Here is a 19,301-nt window from a genome sequence, read left to right on the forward strand (position 1 = left end):
TAATTATCCTGGGTGCCGATTCAGGCGCAAGCAGTCGCCGCCCAGAGAAGTTCTGGTTGGGTGAGGTTGAATATTTTTACGACGAATTCATGAGTGCTGCCGAGATCTTTTTTGTTTGATTCAAAAGACTTGCGGAATTAAAAAAATAAAAAAGGAAATAATGATGAAATTTAATAAGTGTGCCGTGCTTGCCCTTGCTTTTTTGCCGCAAATTAGTCATGGGGAAGAACATATCCAGGGAAGTGGATTTCTGGACGGCAGCAGCCTCTCGCTGATAAATCGCAACTTCTATTTCAATCGAGAGTACCGTGATCCAGGCGCCGCCCAGAATTACCGGGAAGAGTGGGCGCATGGTATTCAGGCACGCTTCGAATCTGGCTATACGCAAGGTCGCATTGGGCTGGGGCTTGATGCATATGCTGCGCTCGGTATCAAACTGGACAGCGGCGGCGGTACCTCTGGCACCGGCCTGCTACCGGTGGGCAGTGACGGACAGGTGGACGACGAGTTCTCCTATGCCGGCGCCGCAGTGAAGGCGCGTGTTTCCAGGACCGAACTGAAGATCGGCGATGTCATCCCCACTGCTCCGGTCTTCGCCACCACGACCACGCGCCTGTTCACCAGCACGGCGCGCGGCCTTCAGATCGTGAGTCAGGACATTGCCGATCTCAGCCTCGATGCCGGTTACTTCACCGCCATCCGCGACGGCAGCGGCTCGACCAATCGCGATGGGTCAATAGATCTGACCTATGCCGGCGTGGTGGATGCACCCAGCGCCGGGTACATCGGCGGAAACTACTCGATATCCGATCGATTCAACGTGTCCCTGTATGGCGCCAATCTGGAAGATGTCTGGAATCAGTACTACGCCAACATCCTCTATGCGCTGCCACTCTCGAGCGATCGGGACCTGACCTTCAACTTCAACCTCTATGACAGTCGCAGCGAGGGCAGGGAGCTCGCAGGCGAAATCAACAATCTGGCCTGGTCATTGTCAGCCGCCTACAGGCTCGGCGCACACAGCTTCACCCTGGCCCATCAGCAGGTGAACGGCAACACCCCCTTTGACTATATCCTGATGGACGGCATCAATGCCGGAGACTCGATCTATCTCGCGAACTCCTCGCAGTACTCGGACTTCAATAGTCCGAATGAATCCTCCGTACAGGCGCGCTATGACATCGACATGGCCGCCTATGGGATACCGGGCCTGGCCTTGATGGCGCGCTATATCAAGGGCGACATCGACGGCTCCGGTTACTCCAGTAGTGACGGCCCTTACGCTTATGCGGCCGCTGCGAGCAAGGAGTGGGAGCGTGATCTCGAGGCTCGCTATGTCGTGCAGTCGGGCGTAGCCAAGGACCTCTCGCTGCGTGTCCGTTATGCAACGCACCGTGGCGCGGGCGGCGATGTGGATGAGCTGAGAGTGATCACTGAGTATCCGCTCGAGCTGTTCTGACCGGGCGACCTTGGGCCCTGCGGCCGGCGGGGCTCAAGGTCTCGCTCGAATGGGGGTATCACACGACATGCCTGGGTCTGATCGGGGCCAATGGATGAGGGTGTAAGCATGAGGCTCTTTGCAGGCAAGGTGGCACTCTTCACCGGCGGGCGATCGGGGATCGGATGAGCTATCGCCCGTAGGTTGCGCGACGAGGGTGCGAAAGTCTTCACCGCGCAGCGGGGGGGAGGACGGGGAGTTCGACGGTATCGAGGCCGATTTCACTGATCCGCAGGCGCCGCAGCGGATCATGGCTGAGTTCATGGCGCAGGCCGGAAGGCTCGACGTGCTGGTCAATAACGCCGGCATGATGCAGCAGGCGGCGATCGAGGAAACCAGCTTCGAGGATTGGCAGCGCAGCCTGGCGGTGAGCCTGACTGCGCCGTTCCTGATGATCCGTGCAGCCCTGCCGCACTTGCGCAAGACCCGAGGCAGCATCGTCAACACCGGGTCCATCGAAGGGCTGAGTGCCAACCCCGGCCATGCGGCCTACTGCGCCTCCAAAGCCGGGCTGCACGGGCTGACCAGGGCGGTAGCTGTGGATCACGGTCATGAAGGCATCCGCTGCAATGCGGTCGCACCGGGCTGGATCGATTCCGAGCTGAACGTCGAGCTCATCGAGAGTATGCCGGCCCCGGCCGCATTCCGACGCGATATCGGCCGCATTCATCCTGTGGGACGAACCGGAACCGCGGAGGAAGTGGCGTCTCTTGTGGCGTTCCTCGCTGCGGAAGAGGCGAGCTTCATAACCGAACAGATCTTCACCGTGGATGGGGGACGGATGGTCAAGTTGAGTCTTCCCTGAGTGGGCTTGGCGATTCGTGACGGGCAGCAACGGCCCTGCTCTGTCTGTAACGGACCGGGTTGTGGTCAGCGTGGCGCAGCGACGATGATGTTGTACCAATGGTTTTCAGAGGTGCCCGCTGGTAGCCGCTGCGATGGCACCAGCTTTACGCGACCAGTTTCTGGGCTAGCTTTGATTGCAGGTGCAGGCTCCCGTCGCCCCCGGACGAGAGATTCACGCGGTGTCGACGGACGATGAAAGAGAAAGAGCTGCGACTGGCGCTCGTCCTGTTCGGTGGCGTTTCGCTGGCGGTCTATCAGCATGGGATCAATCGGGAAATTCTCAACCTCGTTCGCGCCTCGAAGCTTTACCACGCTCCCCCAGCCCGCGAAGAACCCCAGAACGTAACCGGCAGTTTTCATCGGCACTATCCCGATGAGCCGGAAAGCTCGACCGGGGATGCCTACCTGCAATTCCTGCAGATCCTCGGCAAGGACATGGCGCTGCGGGTCATCGTCGATGTCATTGCCGGGTCTTCGGCTGGCGCGATCAACGGGGTGACACTGGCTGCGGCGCTGGCCCACGATCGCACGCTCAAGCCGATCACCGACCTGTGGCTGGAACAGGCCGACATGCTCAGCCTGCTGGCCCCGGGAGCCAAGGCGCGGTTGTGGAGCAAGTGGTACTTCTGGCCGCTGATGCGGCCGCTGATGAGCCGCCTCGGACGCGAGGGGCTGATTCCGGGCGAGGGCGATGCCGACATCGCCAAGCGTATCTCGGTGTTCCTGCGCTCCCTCTGGTTCAAGCCGCCGCTCGACGGGACACGCCTGTCCGGACTGATCCTCGATGGGCTGAGCGCGATGGATGCCTCGACCTCGAAGTGGGAGTCACTGCTGCCCAAGGGCGAAAAGCTCGATTTGCTGCTGACGGTGACGGATTTCCACGGTCTGCAGCGGCCCATCTTCATCCATGACCCGCCGGTTGCCAACGAGCGCGAGCATCGGCACCTGCTGCGCTTCGGCTTCGAGCACCGCAGGACCGGGCATCTGCTCAGCGAGTTCAATGTCGACAACTTCCCCTCGCTGGCCTTCGCCGGGCGGGCGTCGGCTTCCTACCCGGGAGCGTTTCCGCCTGCCCAGATACGCGAGATGGACGATCTGTTGGCCGCGCGGCACATGCCCTGGCCGGCTCGTTCGCATTTCATCGAGGAGAATTTCCGCAATTACCGCGAGCGTGGCGAGGATCCCGAGGAGGCGGTGCTGGTGGATGGCAGCATTCTCGACAACAAGCCGATCATGGCCTGTGTCGAGGCCATCAGGATGCATAGCGCCTTCCGCGAGGTGGATCGCCGGCTGGTCTATGTCGATCCGCGGCCGAAAGGCCGGCGCGTGTCGGCAGGCACTGGCGTGCCAGGCTTTTTCGCGACCCTGCGCGGGGCACTGACTGATCTGCCCCGGCAGGATCCGGTGTACAACGAGCTGGCCATGCTCAGTCGGCACAACGTGCAGGCCCGCCGGCTCAAGGAGGCGATCCTCAGTGCCCGACCGCAGGTCGTCGAGTACCTCGAGGAGAAGACCGCAGGCCGCCTGAAGGGCAGGTTCACCATCGATGATCTGCAGCAATGGAGGATGCTTTCCTTCACCCCCGTCGCCGGGCTGTCCATCGCCTATGACGCCTGGATGCGCTCACTGGTTTTCGAGGCCCTGGACTTCGTCGTGCAAATCGTCTGCTGGGCATGCCAATACGTAGCTGACTCTCCTGAAGCTTGCCGCGTTCAGGAGGTGGTCGAGGCCTGGGCCAGGCATCAGGGCGTGATCAGCGCCACCTACCGGATACCCGAGCAGGTCTACAGAAATGAAGAACTGCCGCTGTTTGTCAGGACGATCATGGACTTCGGGGTGATCTACAAGAGGCGCCGGCTGAATTTCGTGCTGCACGAAATCAACGACCTGTACCCCGATGTAGCCGAGGGGGCCGCCGCGGATGCCGAGTCGGAAACCCTGGATCTGCTGAAGATCAAGATTCACAAGTGCATCAGCGACCTGGCCTTTTGCGACGATCCGGACTTCCTCAGCCGCCAGGCGGTGACGGCCTGCCGCGAGATCTTCCACCAGGACGAGGCGATTCGGGAGTACTCGGCCGAGGCGATCCAGGGCGACCCGCTGGCCTGCACCGAGCTGTCGCATCTGATCGAGCGTCTGGGCCAGGAGTACGATCTCGCGCGGATGGTCGACAATTCCGACGCGGTGTTTGCTTCGCCGCTGTTCTTGAAGCTGAGAGAGCAAAGCCGTCTGGCGATTCTGACCGGCTATCTCGGCTACTTCTTCTGGGACATGATCCTGCGCCCCACCGCCAGTGCCTTGTCGCAGAAGGCCGAGACCATCGAGGAGATCCTGGTGGACCGCATCAGCCCGGAAGATGCCCGCAACATTACTTTCGACTTGCGCAAGGAGGTGCTGCTTGGCAGTGCTTTCGCCAGCTTCGGCGGCTTCCTGGGTCGCTCGATCCGTGAAAACGACTACCTGTGGGGGCGACTGAATGCGGTGGACCGCCTGTTCGATATCCTGATCAGCACGGTGCCAGTCAAGCTGCGCAAGGGCTTTGACGTTGCGGCGCTCAAGAAAAGAGCGTACGAGAGCGTTCTGGAAGAGGAGCGGCATGCACTCGGCAGCGTTCAGGGCCTGATCGACAAGCTCGGCGATGCGGTAAAACGGCTCTAGGGGCGCAAGAAAACCCGCGCCGCAGATTTCTGTCTTTGCACCACCCGGCGATTCTCGGCCCACAAGCACGAAGCCCCCGCATTGCGGGGGCTTCGTGTTTCACAGGGAGTTATCGGCCGGCGCTCAGAATGCCGGCACCACCGCGCCCTTGTACTTGTCGGCGATGAAGGCCTTCACCTCGTCGCTGTGCAGGGCCTTGGCCAGCTTCTGCATGGCCTCGCTGTCCTTGTTGTCGGCGCGGCTGACCAGGATGTTCACGTAGGGCGAGTCGTTGCCCTCGATGGCCAGGGCGTCCTTGGTCGGGGTCAGGCCGGCTTCCAGGGCGTAGTTGGTGTTGATCAGTGCCAGGTCGACCTGCTTGAGCACGCGCGGCAGGGTGGCGGCTTCCAGTTCGCGGACCTTGATGTGCTTGGGATTCTCGGCGATGTCCTTCGGCGTGGCGGTGATGCCGGCGCCTTCCTTGAGGGTGATCACCCCAGCCTTGGCCAGCAGCAGCAGGGCGCGGCCGCCGTTGGTGGCGTCGTTGGGGATGGCCACGCTGGCGCCCTCGGGCAGCTCGTCGAGGCTCTTCAGCTTGCTGGAGTAGGCGCCGAACGGCTCGATGTGCACGCCGGTCACGCTGACCAGCTCGGTCTTGCGGCTGGCGTTGAACTCGTCCAGGTACGGCTGGTGCTGGAAGAAGTTGGCGTCCAGATTCTTCTGCTGCACCTGCAGGTTGGGCTGCACGTAGTCGGTGAACACGCGCACCTTCAGCTCCACCCCCTGCTTGGCCAGCAGCGGCTTGACCACTTCGAGGATCTCCGCGTGCGGCACCGGGGTGGCGGCGACGTTGAGGGTTTGTGCCTGGGCGGTGACGGAGAAGGCGGCGAACAGGGTCGCGGCGGCCAGCAGTTTCTTCATTGTTGAACTCCTTGTGGGATGGAGCGCCGCCGCAATGGATGGCCGCGGCGACGCGGGGTAAGTCCGGTTCACTTGCGCGAGAAACGCACCACCAGGCGGTCGCCGACGCTCTGCAGCAGCTGCACCAGCACCAGCAGGAGGATCACGGTGACCGCCATGACGTCGGGCTGGTAGCGCTGGTAACCATAGCGCACCGCCAGATCGCCGAGGCCGCCGCCGCCGATCAGGCCTGACATGGCGGTGTAGGACACCAGGGTGATGGCGGTGACGGTGAGGGCGGCGAGCAGGCCCGGGCGCGCCTCGGGCAGCAGGGCGTTGAGGACGATCTGCCGGGTGGTCGCGCCCATCGCCTGGGTCGCCTCGATGATGCCGCGATCGACCTCTCGCAGCGCGGTCTCCGCCAGGCGGGCGAACAGCGGCGTGGCGCCCACCACCAGTGGCGGGATGGCGCCGATGGCGCCCAGCGAGGTGCCGACGATCAGCTCGGTGAGCGGGATCATCAGGATCAGCAGGATGACGAAGGGCACCGAGCGCAGCACGTTGACCACCAGGGAGAGCAGGCGGTACAGCGGCTTGTGGTCGAACAGCTGGCGCGGGCCGGTGAGGAACAGCAGCACGCCGAGCGGCAGGCCGAACAGCACGGTGAACAGCAGCGAGCCGCCGAGCATCGCCAGGGTATCCAGGCTGGCCTGCCAGATTTCCGGCCAGAACACGTTGGGCAGCAGTTTTTCCAGCATCAGCGCAGTACCTCGACATGCACGTCGGCGGCATCGAGGCGCGCCAGGGCGGCGTCGAGGTCGCCGCCGGTGAGGGCCAGGGTCAGCTGGCCGTAGGGGGTTTCGCGGATGCGGTCGATGCGTCCGGCGAGGATGCTGTAGTCGACCCCGGTGTCGCGCGCCACCTGGCCGAGCAGCGGCGCATAGGTGGCCTCGCCGCGGAAGGTCAGGCGCAGGATGCGCCCCGGCACGTGGGCGAAGTCGTCGCGCTGCTCGCCCTCGTCGACATGCTCGGCCTCCAGCACGAAGCGCCGGGTGGTCGGGTGCTGGGGGTGGAGGAACACGTCGGCCACCGCCCCTTGCTCGACGATCGCGCCGCCGTCCATCACCGCCACGCGGTCGCAGACGCGGCGGATCACATCCATCTCGTGGGTGATGAGGACGATGGTCAGCTGCAGTTCGCGGTTGATCTCGGCGAGCAGCTGCAGCACCTGGGCGGTGGTCTGCGGGTCGAGGGCGCTGGTCGCCTCGTCGCAGAGGAGGATCTTCGGCTCGGTGGCCAGCGCGCGGGCGATGCCGACGCGCTGCTTCTGGCCGCCGGAGAGTTGCGCCGGGTACTTGTGCGCGTGCTCGCTGAGGCCGACGCGCTCCAGCAGCTGGGCGACGCGGGCGTCGATGGCCGTGCGCGGCAGCTCGCCGGCCAGCTTGAGCGGCAGGGCGACGTTGTCGGCCACGGTCTTCGAGGCCAGCAGGTTGAAGTGCTGGAAGATCATGCCGATGCGCTGGCGCAGGCCGCGCAGAGCGCTGGCGTCGAGGGCGGTGCTGTCCTCGCCGTCGATCAGGATGCGTCCGCCGGAGGGCTCCTCGAGGCGATTGATCAGGCGCAGCAGGGTGCTCTTGCCGGCGCCGGAGTGGCCGATCAGACCGAAGATCTCACCGGCGCCGATCTGCAGGGAGGTGGCCTGCAGGGCGGGGATATCGCGGCCATTGACCCGGTACGCCTTGTGGACGTTGTCGAATTGGATCACGGGAAAACCTTGTGGGTGGGGGAACGGGCCGTGCCGAGGGTGCTCAGTCTAGCGGCCCGTCTTTAGTGCGGAAAATGCTTTGGACGACTATTGATATAGCTGAATGCCGAGATTCGCTTACTCGGGGATCACGCTCTCGCTGTCGACGGCGGCCGGTGCCTTGGGCTGCAGAGCGCCGCCGGTCAGCGCCGGCGCCTTGGGCATCAGCGTGCGGGCCTTGGTCAGCGCCGTGGTGGCGGCGTTCAGGTCACCCTTCTCCAGAGCCTGCTGGCTGCGCTGTAGCCAGGCATCGGCGAGCAGGCGCTGATAGCTGTCGAGGGCGGGCGCGCTGCTTTCCTGCTGGCGCAGCCGCTCGAGGGTGGCGCCGGCCGCCGCCAGCTGGCCGCTCGCCAGCTGTGTCTCGAACTGCTGACGCAGTCCGTCCGGTGCTGCAGACAGTGCCGGCTGCGTCGGCTGCTGTGCCTGCGGCGCGGGGCTGCCGGCGTCGCCCTGCGGCGAACTCTGGCAGGAGCCGAGCAGCAGCAGGACCAGCAACGGCAGGCAGCGAAGGGCACGGGTCATGGCTCAAGCCTCGGGGTGTTCACAAAGTAGCCAAATTCTACACCGCGCGGCGCGGCAGCAGGAAGCTCAGCAGGAACACGCCGGCGGCGCTGACCACGATGGACGGCCCGGCCGGGGTGTCCTGGTACCAGGACAGGGCGAGGCCGGCGCACACCGCGACCAGGCCGATCAGGCTGGCGCCGGCGGCCATCTGTTCGGGGGTGCGCGCGTGGCGCTGGGCGGCGGCGGCGGGGATGATCAGCAGCGAGGTGATCAGCAGCACGCCGACGATCTTCATCGCCACGGCGATCACCACGGCGATCAGCAGCATCAGCGCCAGGCGGATGGCGGCCACCGGCAGGCCTTCGACCTGCGCCAGCTCCTCGTGCACGGTGATCGCCAGCAGCGAGCGCCACAGCCAGGCCAGCGCCGCCAGCACCAGCGCGCTGCCGCCGATGATCCACAGCAGGTCGCCCTGGCTGACCGCCAGCAGGTCGCCGAACAGGTAGGCCATCAGGTCGACGCGCACCTCGTCGAGCAGGCTGATGGTCACCAGGCCGAGCGACAGGGTGCTGTGGGCGAGGATGCCGAGCAGGGTGTCGGAGGCCAGCGGCTGGCGTTGCTGCAGGGTCACCAGCAGCACGGCGAGCAGCACGCAGCCGACGGTCACTGCGAGGGTCGGGCTGACGTCGAGCAGGAAGCCCAGCGCCACGCCGAGCAGGGCGGCGTGGGCGAGGGTGTCGCCGAAGTAGGCCATACGCCGCCAGACCACGAAGGAGCCGAGCGGGCCGGCGACCAGCGCCAGGGCGAGGCCGGCGAGCAGGGCGTTGAGGAGGAAATCGGGCATGGTCAGTGTTTGCAGTTCGGGCCGTGGATGTGGGGTTGCTTGGGCGCGACCACGCTGCCGTGCAGGTCGTGGGTGTGGTCGTGCTGGTGGTGGTAGATCGCCAGGCTGCGCGCGTCGTTGCCGAACAGCTCGCGGAAGGCCGGGTCGCTGCTGACCTGGTCCGGGTGGCCGGAGCAGCACACGTGGCGGTTGAGGCAGATCACCCGGTCGGTGGCGCTCATCACCAGGTGCAGGTCGTGGGAGACCATCAGCACGCCGCAGCCGTAGCGCTTGCGCAGGCGGCCGATCAGCCGGTACAGCTCGGCCTGGCCGGCGACGTCGACGCCCTGTACCGGCTCGTCGAGCACCAGCAGTTCCGGCTTGCGCAGCAGGGCGCGGGCCAGCAGCACGCGCTGCAGCTCGCCGCCGGAGATGCGCTGCAGCGGACTGTCGATCACCTGGGCGGCGCCGACTTCGCCGAGCGCCGCCAGGGCGCGGGCGCGGTCGACGCCGGGGACCAGGCGCAGGAAGCGCAGCACCGACAGCGGCAGGGTCGGCTCGACGTGCAGCTTCTGCGGCATGTAGCCGATGCGCAGCCTGTCGCGGCGCCACACGCTGCCGTGGTGCGGCTTGAGCAGGCCGAGCACCACGCGCACCAGGGTGGTCTTGCCGGCGCCGTTGGGGCCGATCAGGGTGACGATCTCGCCGGGCTTGAGGGCGAGCTGCACGTCCTGCAGCACCGGATTGCCGGCGAAGCTGACGCCAACGCCGTCGAGGCGGATCAGTGCGTCGCTCATGCGGCCTCCCGGCACTGCGCACACAGGCCGACCACTTCGACCATCTGACCTTCCACGACGAAGCCCACCTCGCTGGCGGCGGCGATGATCGCGGCACCGATAGCCGGCTGCTCGACCTCGATGGCGGTGCCGCACTGGCGGCAGATCAGGAAGTGGCCCTGATGCACCTGGCCGGGATGGTTGCAGCCGATGAAGGCGTTCAGCGAGGCCAGACGGTGGATCAGGCCGTGTTCGAGGAGGAAGTCCAGCGCCCGGTACACGGTCGGCGGCGCGGCGCGGCGGCCGTCCTCGACGCTCAGCACGCCGAGGATGTCGTAGGCACCGAGCGGGCGGTGGCTGGCCCACACCAGCTCCAGCACGCGGCGGCGCAGGGAGGTCAGACGCGCGCCACTGCGCGCGCACAGGTCGTCGGCGGTGGCGAGGGCGCTGGCCACGCAATGGCTGTGGTCGTGGGGGTGACAGGCGAGCGGAGTGGATGTCATGGCCGACACTCCCGAGTAAAGGGACGTTATTATATAACCGTTCCCCTGCCATGAGTGATGCCATCGTGCCCCGTCTGTCTTCTCTGCTGCCCGCCACTGCCCTGGCCGCAGCCCTGTCCTGGCTGCTGGCCACTCCGGCGCTGGCCGAGGTCCGCGTGCTGACCAGCATCAAGCCGCTGCAACTGATCGCCGCCGCCGTGCAGGACGGCGCCGGCACGCCCGAGGTGCTGCTGCCGCCGGGCGCCTCGCCGCACCACTACGCGCTGCGCCCCTCCGACATCCGCCGGGTACGCGAGGCGGAGCTGCTGTACTGGATCGGCCCGGACCTGGAAGTGTTCCTGCCGCGGGTGCTGGAAGGCCGCGAGCGACCCAGCCTGGCCGTGCAGGAACTGGCCGGCCTGCACCTGCGTCACTTCGGCGCGGCGCACCGCCACGCCGAGGAGGAGCACGTCGACGAGCATGACGAGCACGAGCACGAGCACGACGATCACGCGGCGCACGATCACGAGGAACACGACGAGCACGCCGCACACGGCCATGCCGACACCGCTGCGGCCGAAGAGCACGACCACGCCCACCGCCCCGGCATGCTGGACGCCCATCTGTGGCTGCTGCCGGCCAACGCCCGAGTGATCGCCGCGCGCATGGCCGCCGACCTGGCCAAGGCCGATCCGGCCAACGCCGCGCGCTACCAGGCCAACCTGGCCGCCTTCGAGCAGCGCCTGGCTGCCACCGACGCACGCCTCAAGGCACGCCTGGCACCCTTGAAAGACAAGCCGTTCTTCGTCTTCCACGAGGCCTTCGACTACTTCGAGGAGGCCTACGGCCTGCAGCACGCAGGGGTGTTCGCGGTCAGCGCCGAGGTGCAGCCGGGCGCCCGCCACGTCGCTGCCATGCGCGAGCAGCTGCAGGCTGCCGGACCGAGCTGCGTGTTCAGCGAACCGCCTCTGCGCCCGCGCCTGGCGCAGACCCTCAGCGAAGGCCTGCCGGTGCGCCTGGCCGAGCTGGATGCGCTGGGCTTCGAACTGGAGGCCGAGGCCGGCGGCTACGAGCGGCTGCTGAAGAACCTTGGCGATCGGCTGGCGGGGTGTCTGGAACAGCTGTGAGGCTCGGGATGCGTAGGGTTCACCGCTGCGCGGCTAACCCGCCCTACAGCCAGCGCCTGACCCGCATGCAGTAGGCGCGAAACTCGTCCCCGAACAGCCGCTGCAGCGCGTGCTCCTCCGGGGCGATCTGGAAGCGGTCGATGAAGGCGACGAACAGCGGCAGCAGCAGGAAGTTGAGCCAGTTGCCCAGGCCCAGCGCCAGGGCGAGCAGGAGCAGCGCGTCGCCCAGATAGATCGGGTTGCGCGAGTGGGCGAACACGCCGTGGGTCACCAGCCGCGTGGTGCGCTCGGGTTTGAGCGGATTGACCGTGGTGCGCGCGCGCAGCAGGGTCCAGGCTGCCGCCGCCATCAGGCCGAGTCCGGCCAGCAGCACCAGCGCGGCCAGCGGCCGCTGCAGGGCGAAGGCGAAGCCGCCGAACGGCAGGTGCCTGGCGAGCTGCCACATCAGGCCGGCGAACATCACGACCACCAGCGGTGGGGGGAATAGCAGAGCCATAAGCGGTCCCTCTAGTCGTTCCACGCACAATAGCAGCCCACCGCCAGGCTGCCGGTGCTGTGCACCGCCCGTCCGGCGAGCAGCGCCTCGAGCACCGGCTCAATGAAGCTGTTGGCCGAGGTGCACACCGCGCCCTCGCTGTAGGGGCCGACATAGGCCAGCTTGCCGTCCCGGTCCCAGATCGCCACCGCCGGACTGGCCGGCAGCTGTTCGGCGCCGGGCAGCTCGGCGAGCGGCTGGAGGGCCTTGAGGGTATCCGGCAACTGGCCGCGGCTGCCGGGTTTCTGCCAGACGTGGAAGCTCACCGGCTGACCGGCGAAGCGTTCGAGCAGTTCGGCCAGGTGCTGCTGGTTGCCGACGTTGCACGGGCACGGCGGGTCCCACAGGTGCACCACGCGGATGCTGCCGGGGCCGGCCAGTTCGGCGGGCAGGCGCAGGGTGCCGGCGTCGAACAGCACGGTGGTCTCGCTGAAGGGTCGAATGTAGCGGGCCTGGTACCACTGGTTGAGGCTCCACAGCGCCAGGGCAGCGGCGAGGGCGAGCAGGCTGAGGAGGATGGTGTTGCGGCGCGGCAGGGGCATGGCGGGTGGGTCGGCAGAAAATGTCGGCCAAGCTTGCCATGTTGTGCGTCCGGTCTGAAGATCATAGGCAGTGGCCGATCAGCGCACTCCAGCGCACTTTAGCGAAAGGCGCGGCCGAATCCTTATGAACGAAACCTTCGATCCCCAACGCCTGCGCCAGCAAATGCCGCCGCTGTCCGCCGCCGCGGCCGAGCACGGCCCGCAGGTACAGGCCTACCGGCAGTACTACGGCCTGCAGCACCGTCCCGACATTCACAGCCGCCTCGGCTGGGTGGAGGTCGGCGGGCGCCGGCTGGCGGTGCAGGGCTGGTGGCGCGACGGTGCGCGCGCCACGCTGCTGCTGCTGCACGGCTACTACGACCACATGGGCCTGTACCGCCACGTGTTCGACTGGGCGCTGGCGATGAACTTCGCCGTGCTGTCCTGCGACCTGCCCGGCCACGGTCTGTCGGAAGGGGTGCCGGCGAGCATCGACGACTTCGCCGAATACCAGGCCGTGCTGGCCGCACTGTTCGAAGCCGCCGAGATGCTCAACCTGCCGCAGCCCTGGCACCTGTTCGGGCAGAGCACCGGTGGCGCCATCCTCCTCGACTACCTGCTGACCGGCGCACCACGGCCGAATCTCGGCCAGACCGTGCTGCTGTCGCCGCTGATCCGGCCGCGCGCCTGGCGGCGCTCCAAGCTCAGCTACCACCTGCTCAACCCGTTCGTCAGCCAGATCGCCCGGCGCTTCACCGACAACTCCAGCGACAGCGCCTTCCTCGACTTCGTGCGCCGCGACCCTCTGCAGGCGCAGGTGCTGCCCACCGCCTGGGTCGGTGCGCTGGCGCGCTGGATTCCGCGCATCGAGAACGCGCCGCGCTCGGCCGGGCAGAGCCCGCTGATCATCCAGGGCGACGCCGACATGACGGTGGACTGGCAGCACAACCTCGAGGTGCTGGGCGACAAGTTCCGCGATCCCGAGCAGCTGATCCTGCCCGGCGCGCGCCATCACCTGGTCAACGAGGACGAGGCGCAGCGCCAGCGGCTGTTCGCGCTGCTCAACGAGCGCTTTTCCTGAGCGCGGGCGGGTGCTCGCGGCATTTCGCCGGGCCTGAATGCACGAAGCCCCGCACTGGGCGGGGCTTCGTTGGACGCTGGGATGATCAGGCGGTCAGCGACTTCTTGGCGCGCTCGATCACCTTCTCGAGGCGTCCGGAACCCAGATACTGATCGGGGTAGAGGCGCTCGCTGTGACGGGCCACGCCGTTGTCGTTGACCACGGTGAAGCTGAAGTTGCCCTTGCGCGTGGCGGCCAGGAACTGGCACTGATGGGGAGCGAAGGCATTGGCGAGGGCGCTCATGGCGGCCTGGGCCTGGAATTGAATCGACATTGTTGTGTGTTTCCTACGGATGGCGGCTAAAGGACCGCTCGATAAAGACTCCGAAATCGCCACCCAGCTGGGTGGTCCGAATGAACCTGGTCGGAGCAGGGACAGCTAGTTGAAACAGCGCACTGTGGCGAAGTTTAAGCTGGCAGGTATGTACTTAGGATGACAGGTGCTCACTGGGAAAGGTTCGGTCCCGAGTGGCCTGGTCAATGCGGTATGGTCCGTCAGCGTGGGGGCGACTTGGGTGTCTGGCCCGCTCTGATAACCAACGATTCGACACTTGTCAGCTGCTGCGACAAGTTGCCGAATTGACATTCAGCTTGGTACTAACGCTAAGGACCCTATCACGCTGCTGCGCCGATAGCCAGTCTTTAATTCGTATCAAAATTCGCATGGGATGGGCCTGCTCGTTCACGGCTGAGCGTGCTTGCCAGCGTTTTGGGTGCCTCGCCAGCCATACTTTCAAGCGTCGGGCAACCCTCGTTTCGGGGTGATTGCATGCCTTGCATATAGTAAGGTTTACTTATTATTTTCGAGGCGCCCTATGAATCTCTACCAGAACCGTCTCGGCTTCCTGATGGCCGATGTTTTCCGGCTGATGCGCCGCACCTTCGAATGCCGACTGGAGGGCAGCACGCTGACCCAGGCCCAAGCGCGGGCCCTGGTTTACCTGGCGCGCCAGGAAGGCTGCCGCCAGGTCGAGCTGGCCGAACTGCTGGAGGTGCAGCCGATCACCCTGGCGCGGCTGATCGACCAACTGGCGCAGGCCGGACTGGTCGAGCGCCGCGCCGACCCCAAGGACCGGCGCGCCTACCAGTTGTTCCTGACTCCCGCCGCTACGCCCCATCTGCAGGCCATCGACCAGGCCGCGACCATGGTCCGCACCCAAGCCCTCGGCGGCCTCGACGAGGAGCAGATCGCCACGCTGCTGTTCGCTCTGGGGCAGATGCGCGACAACCTCGGCGCGCCGCGGGGCGCCGGGGCCAGCGCATGTTCCGGCAAGAACGAACAAGAACTCTCACCAGGAGTCGTGCCATGAGCCAAGCTCTGCCCGCCACCGAGCTTCCTGTTACCGAGTTGCCGGTCAACCCGTTCCGGCGGCGGCGTCAACGTTTGCTGCTGCTGGTGGTGGTGCCACTGCTCGCCGCGCTGCTCGGCGCCCTCGTCTATCTGCGCGGCGGCACCGAAGTCGAGACCGATAACGCCTACGTCGCTGCCGACAAGGTTCCGGCCAGCGCCGAGGTCTCCGGCACCGTCAGGGAGGTGCTAGTGCAGGAAAACCAGGCGGTCGTTGCTGGCCAGTTGCTGTTCCGTCTCGATCCCGCGACCTTCCACATTGCGGTCGCCCGGGCGGAGGCCAGGCTGGCGCAGGTACGCACCGATCTGGCCGCGCTCAAGGCCAGCTACCGTGCCAAGCAGGCGGAAATTACCCTGGCTCGTACTCGCCATGCCTTCGCCGTACGCGAGCAGCGGCGCCAGGCCGATCTGGTTGCGCGCAACTTCGTCTCCGCCGCCCGTTTCGACCAGGTGCGCCAGGCCAGCGATGTCGCCGCCCAGCAGATAATTGCCCTCGAGCAGGATCTGCGGCGCATCGGCGAGTCGCTGGGCGGCAGCGTCGACGCCTCGGTCGAGGCGCATCCCGCCTACCTGGCGGCGCAGGCCGAGCGGGAGCAGGCTCGCCTCAACCTGGCGCGCACCGAGGTACGCGCCGCGCTGCCGGGAACCGTCAGCCGGCTGCCCAAGCCGGGGCAATACCTCGACGCCGGCGGCACTGCGCTGACGCTGGTGGTCGACGGCAACCTATGGGTCGAGGCCAACTTCACCGAGAAGGACCTTACCTACATGCATCCCGGCCAGCCGGTCGCCATCCACATCGACACCTATCCCGATGCGAGCTGGCATGGCGTGGTGGAGAGCCTGAGCCCGGCCACCGGCGCGGAGTTTTCGGTGATCCCGGCGCAGAACGCCACCGGCAACTGGGTGAAGATCGCCCAGCGGGTGCCGGTGCGCATCCGCCTCGACGCAGCGCCGGCCATGCCGCAACTGCGCGCTGGGCTGAGTGCCGTGGTGACGATCGACACTGGCCATCGCCGCAGCCTGTTGGGGCTGACGCTCTGAGGTTCGTCCCATGACCGTAGCCGGAGTGGAAAGCGCGCACCGCGGCTTCATCACCCTGTCGGTGATGCTGGCGACCACCATGCAGGCGCTGGACACCACCATCGCCAACGTCGCCTTGCCGCACATGCAGGGGGCGATGGGTGTGACCCAGGACCAGATCACCTGGGTGCTGACCTCCTACATCGTCGCCGCTGCGATCTGCATGCCGCTGACCGGCTTTCTCGCCGCCCGCCTCGGTCGCAAGCGCCTGTTCGTCGGCGCGGTGATCGGCTTCACCCTGGCCTCGATGCTCTGCGGCGCGGCACAGAGCATCGAGCAGCTGGTGCTGTTCCGCCTGCTGCAGGGCGTGTTCGGTGCCAGCCTGGTACCGCTGTCGCAGGCGGTGCTGCTCGACACCTGGCCGCCCGAACGCCACGGCTCGGCGATGGCGCTGTGGGGCGTGGGGGTGATGGTCGGGCCGATCCTCGGCCCGTCGCTCGGCGGCTGGCTGACCGAGTACTACAACTGGCGCTGGGTGTTCTACATCAACCTGCCGTTCGGCCTGCTGGCCTGGTTCGGCCTGGCCGCTTTCGTCCGCGAGACGCCGCTCGACCGCACCCGGCGCTTCGACCTGTTCGGCTTCGCCATGCTCAGCCTGGCTATCGGTGCGTTGCAGATGATGTTGGATCGCGGCGAATCGCTCGACTGGTTTTCCAGCCCCGAAGTGGTGGGCGAGGCAGTGCTCGCCGGTCTGGCGTTGTACCTGTTCGTTGCGCACATCTTCACCTGCGACCAGCCGTTCATCGAGCCGGGGCTGTTCCGCGACCGCAATTTCAGCGTCGGTCTGCTGTTCATCTTCATGGTCGGGGTGATCCTGCTGGCCACCATGGCGCTGCTACCACCGTTCATGCAGAACCTGATGGGTCACCCGGTGATCGATGTCGGCCAGCTGCTCGCCCCGCGCGGCGTGGGCACCATGCTGGCGATGATGACGGTCGGCCGCCTGGGCGGACGGATGGACGTACGCTACCTGATCTTCGCCGGCCTGCTGCTGACCAGCCTGTCGCTGTGGGAGATGACCGGCTTCACCCTCGACGTGAGCGGCTGGGACATCGTGCGCACCGGCTTCGTCCAGGGGCTGGGTCTGGGTTTCATCTTCGTGCCGTTGTCGACCATCACCTTCGCCACCCTGGCGCCGCACCACCGCAACGAGGGCACGGCGCTGTTCAGCCTGATGCGCAACATTGGCAGCAGTATCGGCATCTCGCTGGTGATCACTTATCTGGCACAGCGCACCCAGGCCAACCACGCGGCGTTTGCCGACTACCTCACGCCGTTCAGCCAGGCGCTGAAACAGGCGGGTGAAGCCGGCGTCTACAACCTGGAAACGGTGCAGGGGTTGGCGTCCCTCGACCGCGAAGTGAGTCGCCAGGCGGTCACCCTGGCCTACCTGCAGGATTTTCGCCTGATGATGTTCATCACCCTGGCGACCCTTCCGCTGCTCCTGCTGTTGCGCGGCCCGGAGAAGGCCCGCTGAGTCGCATCGGTACGGGCATGTTCGATTATTTTTCGATGGCTCGGGCAATGCGCTCGGGCTGGCCACCGCGTTGCTTCAGCCCTTGACGCAGACCAGCGGCCTTAGTCGCGCCACCCGCCGCGCCAGCCCGGCCTGCTCGGCGGCCTCGACCACCGCGGCGACGTCCTTGTAGGCCAGCGGGGCCTCCTCGGCGACGCCGCGCAGGCTCGGGCTGCGGATCAGGATGCCGCGCCGGGCCAGTTCGTCGACCACGCTACGGCCCTGCCAGCGGCGCAGCGCCTCGTGGCGGCTCATCGCCCGCCCGGCGCCGTGGCAGGCCGAGGCGAAGGCCTGGCTCTGGCTGCCACCGCCGGCCAGCACCCAGGACGCGGTGCCCATGCTGCCGCCGATCAGCACCGGCTGGCCGACCGCGCGGTATTCCGGGGGCAACTCATGGTGGCCGGGACCGAAGGCGCGGGTGGCGCCCTTGCGGTGGACGAACAGCCGGCGGCGCTGGCCGTCGACCAGATGGCTCTCCTCCTTGCAGGTGTTGTGCGACACGTCGTAGAGCAGCGGCATGGCGATGCCGGGGAACAGCTCGGCGAACGCCTCGCGCGCCAGGTGGGTGAGGATCTGCCGGTTGGCCAGCGCGCAGTTGATCGCCGCGCGCATGGCGCCGAGGTAGCTCTGCCCCAGTTCGGACTTCAGCGGTGCGCAGGCCAGCTCGCGGTCGACCAGGGCGATGCCGGCGCGCGGCGCGGCGATCACCATCTCACGCAGAAAATCGGTGCCGATCTGGTGGCCCAGGCCGCGCGAGCCGCAGTGCAGGGTGGCGAGCACGTCGCCGACCGCCAGGCCGTAGGCATGCGCCGCCGTCAGATCGAACAGCTCGTCGACCACCTGCACCTCCAGGTAGTGGTTGCCCGAGCCGAGGGTGCCCATCTCGTCGCGCTGGCGATGCTTGGCCTCGGCCGACACCTCGGCCGGCACCGCGCCGGCCATGCTGCCGCCTTCCTCGATGCGCGCCAGGTCCGCCGGGCTGCCGAAGCCCTGCTCGACCGCCCACTTGGCGCCGCCGCGCAGCATCGCGCCCATCTCCTTGCCGCTCAGGCGCAGCGCGCCGGTGCTGCCGAGGCCGGCCGGAATGCGTCGGAACAGCACGTCGGCCAGGCGCTCCTTGACCGCCTCGATGTCGGCCTGTTTCAACCCGGTGTGCAGCGTGCGCACGCCGCAGGAAATGTCGAAGCCGACCCCGCCGGCGGACACCACGCCGCCTTCGTCGGCGTCGAAGGCCGCCACCCCGCCGATCGGGAAGCCGTAGCCCCAGTGGGCGTCGGGCATGGCGTAGGCGGCGTCGACGATGCCCGGCAGGCCGGCGACGTTGGCCAGTTGTTCGCCGACCTTGGCGTCCATCGCATCGAGCAGCTCGCGCGAGGCGAAGATCACCCCTGGCACGCGCATGGCACCGTGCTGGGGCATTTCCCATTCGAAGGGGCCGCGCTGGCGGAATTGGTCGAGGTTCATGGTCGGTCTCCTGCAGGAAGCAGTCGACTGACTATAGGTGAGCGCCCCCGGCCATGGAGGCCCGGTCATCCGGCCGCAAGACGCCGCTGCAGGTAGGCCAGCAGCACGTTCAGGGTGGTGAGCTGCTGGTAGTCGGCCTCGGGGATGTTCACCCCCAGGCGCTGGTGCAGGGCGGCGAGAAAGCGCAGCCAGTCCATCGAGTCGAGGTCGACCTCGTCGCGCAGGGGGCGGTCGCCGCGCAGGGTGGCGGGCTCGACCTCCGGGGCGATGCCCTGCAGGGCCGTGAGCACCTCGCGGCGCAGTTGCGCGTCATCCATCGT

General features: G+C 66.7%; 20 protein-coding genes. 8 read left to right on the forward strand and 12 right to left on the reverse strand.

The annotated features are described in order from the left end of the window. The first annotated feature begins 163 nt into the window (after positions 1-163). From BMZ19_RS20015 to BMZ19_RS20025, 3 genes are all read left to right on the forward strand, one after another. The gene (locus BMZ19_RS20015; RefSeq protein ID WP_090313349.1) at positions 164-1,459 is read left to right on the forward strand and encodes an OprD family porin; all 1,296 of its coding nucleotides are present in this window, start codon (positions 164-166) and stop codon (positions 1,457-1,459) included. Between the two features lie 289 nt (positions 1,460-1,748). Further along, positions 1,749-2,303 carry an SDR family NAD(P)-dependent oxidoreductase gene (locus BMZ19_RS20020; protein WP_244517291.1) on the forward strand — a complete coding sequence of 185 codons (555 nt, stop codon included), beginning with the start codon at positions 1,749-1,751 and terminating at the stop codon, positions 2,301-2,303. Positions 2,304-2,536: 233 nt separating this feature from the next. Further along, complete coding sequence (locus BMZ19_RS20025; RefSeq protein WP_090313350.1) at positions 2,537-5,002, forward strand: patatin-like protein; 2,466 nt, start codon at positions 2,537-2,539, stop codon at positions 5,000-5,002. A gap of 123 nt (positions 5,003-5,125) precedes the next feature. Here BMZ19_RS20025 and BMZ19_RS20030 read toward each other — a convergent pair whose 3' ends face one another. The 7 genes from BMZ19_RS20030 to BMZ19_RS20060 form a co-directional block, all read right to left on the reverse strand. After that, positions 5,126-5,902: a MetQ/NlpA family ABC transporter substrate-binding protein gene (locus BMZ19_RS20030; RefSeq protein WP_090313351.1), complete on the reverse strand. Its 777-nt coding sequence runs from the start codon at positions 5,900-5,902 to the stop codon at positions 5,126-5,128. Between the two features lie 68 nt (positions 5,903-5,970). Continuing rightward, positions 5,971-6,639: a methionine ABC transporter permease gene (locus tag BMZ19_RS20035; RefSeq protein WP_090313352.1), complete on the reverse strand. Its 669-nt coding sequence runs from the start codon at positions 6,637-6,639 to the stop codon at positions 5,971-5,973. Next, on the reverse strand, positions 6,639-7,646 hold the full coding sequence (locus BMZ19_RS20040; protein WP_090313353.1) for a methionine ABC transporter ATP-binding protein: 1,008 nt from the start codon (positions 7,644-7,646) through the stop codon (positions 6,639-6,641). Before BMZ19_RS20040 ends, BMZ19_RS20035 begins: the two co-directional genes overlap by 1 nt. Positions 7,647-7,763: 117 nt before the next feature. Next, positions 7,764-8,207: a hypothetical protein gene (locus BMZ19_RS22940; RefSeq protein WP_425287190.1), complete on the reverse strand. Its 444-nt coding sequence runs from the start codon at positions 8,205-8,207 to the stop codon at positions 7,764-7,766. Between the two features lie 37 nt (positions 8,208-8,244). Next, positions 8,245-9,033 (reverse strand): zinc ABC transporter permease subunit ZnuB, encoded by a 789-nt coding sequence (znuB, locus tag BMZ19_RS20050; protein ID WP_090313354.1) that lies wholly within the window; start codon positions 9,031-9,033, stop codon positions 8,245-8,247. Between the two features lie 2 nt (positions 9,034-9,035). Further along, positions 9,036-9,809 (reverse strand): zinc ABC transporter ATP-binding protein ZnuC, encoded by a 774-nt coding sequence (gene znuC / locus BMZ19_RS20055; protein WP_090313355.1) that lies wholly within the window; start codon positions 9,807-9,809, stop codon positions 9,036-9,038. Then, positions 9,806-10,291, reverse strand: a complete 486-nt coding sequence (locus BMZ19_RS20060) for a Fur family transcriptional regulator (RefSeq protein WP_090313356.1) — start codon at positions 10,289-10,291, stop codon at positions 9,806-9,808. The genes znuC and BMZ19_RS20060 overlap by 4 nt, the downstream gene beginning before the upstream one ends. Positions 10,292-10,341: 50 nt before the next feature. Here BMZ19_RS20060 and znuA point away from each other — a divergent pair, with 50 nt between their 5' ends. Next, positions 10,342-11,397 carry a zinc ABC transporter substrate-binding protein ZnuA gene (znuA, locus tag BMZ19_RS20065; RefSeq protein WP_090313357.1) on the forward strand — a complete coding sequence of 352 codons (1,056 nt, stop codon included), beginning with the start codon at positions 10,342-10,344 and terminating at the stop codon, positions 11,395-11,397. Between the two features lie 43 nt (positions 11,398-11,440). Here the strand turns inward: znuA and BMZ19_RS20070 are convergent, their stop codons facing one another. Further along, on the reverse strand, positions 11,441-11,893 hold the full coding sequence (locus tag BMZ19_RS20070) for a methyltransferase family protein (RefSeq protein WP_090313358.1): 453 nt from the start codon (positions 11,891-11,893) through the stop codon (positions 11,441-11,443). 11 nt (positions 11,894-11,904) lie between these two features. Continuing rightward, positions 11,905-12,474 (reverse strand): DUF6436 domain-containing protein, encoded by a 570-nt coding sequence (locus BMZ19_RS20075; RefSeq protein WP_090313359.1) that lies wholly within the window; start codon positions 12,472-12,474, stop codon positions 11,905-11,907. Positions 12,475-12,598: 124 nt separating this feature from the next. On the opposite strand from BMZ19_RS20075, the gene bipL reads away from it, so the two are divergent. After that, positions 12,599-13,534 carry a phospholipase BipL gene (gene bipL / locus BMZ19_RS20080; RefSeq protein ID WP_090313360.1) on the forward strand — a complete coding sequence of 312 codons (936 nt, stop codon included), beginning with the start codon at positions 12,599-12,601 and terminating at the stop codon, positions 13,532-13,534. Positions 13,535-13,619: 85 nt separating this feature from the next. Here bipL and BMZ19_RS20085 read toward each other — a convergent pair whose 3' ends face one another. Then, positions 13,620-13,847: a hypothetical protein gene (locus tag BMZ19_RS20085; RefSeq protein WP_090313361.1), complete on the reverse strand. Its 228-nt coding sequence runs from the start codon at positions 13,845-13,847 to the stop codon at positions 13,620-13,622. A 541-nt stretch (positions 13,848-14,388) separates the two neighbouring features. Between BMZ19_RS20085 and BMZ19_RS20090 the strand changes: the two genes are divergently transcribed. Genes BMZ19_RS20090 through BMZ19_RS20100 form a run of 3 tightly spaced genes read left to right on the forward strand, consistent with a single transcriptional unit; the run spans position 14,389 to position 17,478 of the window. Continuing rightward, entirely contained in the window at positions 14,389-14,883 is a 495-nt protein-coding gene (locus tag BMZ19_RS20090) for a MarR family winged helix-turn-helix transcriptional regulator (protein ID WP_090313362.1), read from the forward strand. Further along, a complete protein-coding gene (locus BMZ19_RS20095; protein WP_090313363.1) occupies positions 14,880-15,962 on the forward strand; it encodes an HlyD family secretion protein in 1,083 nt (360 codons plus the stop codon). Before BMZ19_RS20090 ends, BMZ19_RS20095 begins: the two co-directional genes overlap by 4 nt. A gap of 10 nt (positions 15,963-15,972) precedes the next feature. Beyond that, complete coding sequence (locus BMZ19_RS20100; RefSeq protein WP_090313364.1) at positions 15,973-17,478, forward strand: DHA2 family efflux MFS transporter permease subunit; 1,506 nt, start codon at positions 15,973-15,975, stop codon at positions 17,476-17,478. Positions 17,479-17,553: 75 nt separating this feature from the next. Here BMZ19_RS20100 and BMZ19_RS20105 read toward each other — a convergent pair whose 3' ends face one another. Then, positions 17,554-18,981 carry an RtcB family protein gene (locus BMZ19_RS20105; protein WP_090313365.1) on the reverse strand — a complete coding sequence of 476 codons (1,428 nt, stop codon included), beginning with the start codon at positions 18,979-18,981 and terminating at the stop codon, positions 17,554-17,556. Positions 18,982-19,046: 65 nt separating this feature from the next. Further along, the gene (locus tag BMZ19_RS20110) at positions 19,047-19,298 is read right to left on the reverse strand and encodes an acyl carrier protein (protein WP_090313366.1); all 252 of its coding nucleotides are present in this window, start codon (positions 19,296-19,298) and stop codon (positions 19,047-19,049) included. Positions 19,299-19,301 lie beyond the last annotated feature (3 nt).

It is taken from the genome of Pseudomonas linyingensis, from assembly GCF_900109175.1.
GTDB classification, from domain to species: domain Bacteria; phylum Pseudomonadota; class Gammaproteobacteria; order Pseudomonadales; family Pseudomonadaceae; genus Geopseudomonas; species Geopseudomonas linyingensis.

What these genes read in the sequence shown, in the direction of transcription:
- BMZ19_RS20105 (WP_090313365.1), bottom strand. Translation starts at nt 18,981, where the DNA reads ATGAACCTCGACCAATTCCGCCAGCGCGGCCCCTTCGAATGGGAAATG.
- BMZ19_RS20110 (WP_090313366.1), bottom strand. Translation starts at nt 19,298, where the DNA reads ATGGATGACGCGCAACTGCGCCGCGAGGTGCTCACGGCCCTGCAGGGC.
- BMZ19_RS20100 (WP_090313364.1), top strand. Translation starts at nt 15,973, where the DNA reads ATGACCGTAGCCGGAGTGGAAAGCGCGCACCGCGGCTTCATCACCCTG.
- BMZ19_RS20025 (WP_090313350.1), top strand. Translation starts at nt 2,537, where the DNA reads ATGAAAGAGAAAGAGCTGCGACTGGCGCTCGTCCTGTTCGGTGGCGTT.
- znuB (WP_090313354.1), bottom strand. Translation starts at nt 9,033, where the DNA reads ATGCCCGATTTCCTCCTCAACGCCCTGCTCGCCGGCCTCGCCCTGGCG.
- BMZ19_RS20095 (WP_090313363.1), top strand. Translation starts at nt 14,880, where the DNA reads ATGAGCCAAGCTCTGCCCGCCACCGAGCTTCCTGTTACCGAGTTGCCG.
- BMZ19_RS20035 (WP_090313352.1), bottom strand. Translation starts at nt 6,639, where the DNA reads ATGCTGGAAAAACTGCTGCCCAACGTGTTCTGGCCGGAAATCTGGCAG.
- BMZ19_RS20090 (WP_090313362.1), top strand. Translation starts at nt 14,389, where the DNA reads ATGAATCTCTACCAGAACCGTCTCGGCTTCCTGATGGCCGATGTTTTC.
- BMZ19_RS20030 (WP_090313351.1), bottom strand. Translation starts at nt 5,902, where the DNA reads ATGAAGAAACTGCTGGCCGCCGCGACCCTGTTCGCCGCCTTCTCCGTC.
- bipL (WP_090313360.1), top strand. Translation starts at nt 12,599, where the DNA reads ATGAACGAAACCTTCGATCCCCAACGCCTGCGCCAGCAAATGCCGCCG.
- znuC (WP_090313355.1), bottom strand. Translation starts at nt 9,809, where the DNA reads ATGAGCGACGCACTGATCCGCCTCGACGGCGTTGGCGTCAGCTTCGCC.
- BMZ19_RS20085 (WP_090313361.1), bottom strand. Translation starts at nt 13,847, where the DNA reads ATGTCGATTCAATTCCAGGCCCAGGCCGCCATGAGCGCCCTCGCCAAT.
- BMZ19_RS22940 (WP_425287190.1), bottom strand. Translation starts at nt 8,207, where the DNA reads ATGACCCGTGCCCTTCGCTGCCTGCCGTTGCTGGTCCTGCTGCTGCTC.
- BMZ19_RS20060 (WP_090313356.1), bottom strand. Translation starts at nt 10,291, where the DNA reads ATGACATCCACTCCGCTCGCCTGTCACCCCCACGACCACAGCCATTGC.
- BMZ19_RS20015 (WP_090313349.1), top strand. Translation starts at nt 164, where the DNA reads ATGAAATTTAATAAGTGTGCCGTGCTTGCCCTTGCTTTTTTGCCGCAA.
- BMZ19_RS20070 (WP_090313358.1), bottom strand. Translation starts at nt 11,893, where the DNA reads ATGGCTCTGCTATTCCCCCCACCGCTGGTGGTCGTGATGTTCGCCGGC.
- BMZ19_RS20075 (WP_090313359.1), bottom strand. Translation starts at nt 12,474, where the DNA reads ATGCCCCTGCCGCGCCGCAACACCATCCTCCTCAGCCTGCTCGCCCTC.
- BMZ19_RS20020 (WP_244517291.1), top strand. Translation starts at nt 1,749, where the DNA reads ATGGCTGAGTTCATGGCGCAGGCCGGAAGGCTCGACGTGCTGGTCAAT.
- znuA (WP_090313357.1), top strand. Translation starts at nt 10,342, where the DNA reads ATGAGTGATGCCATCGTGCCCCGTCTGTCTTCTCTGCTGCCCGCCACT.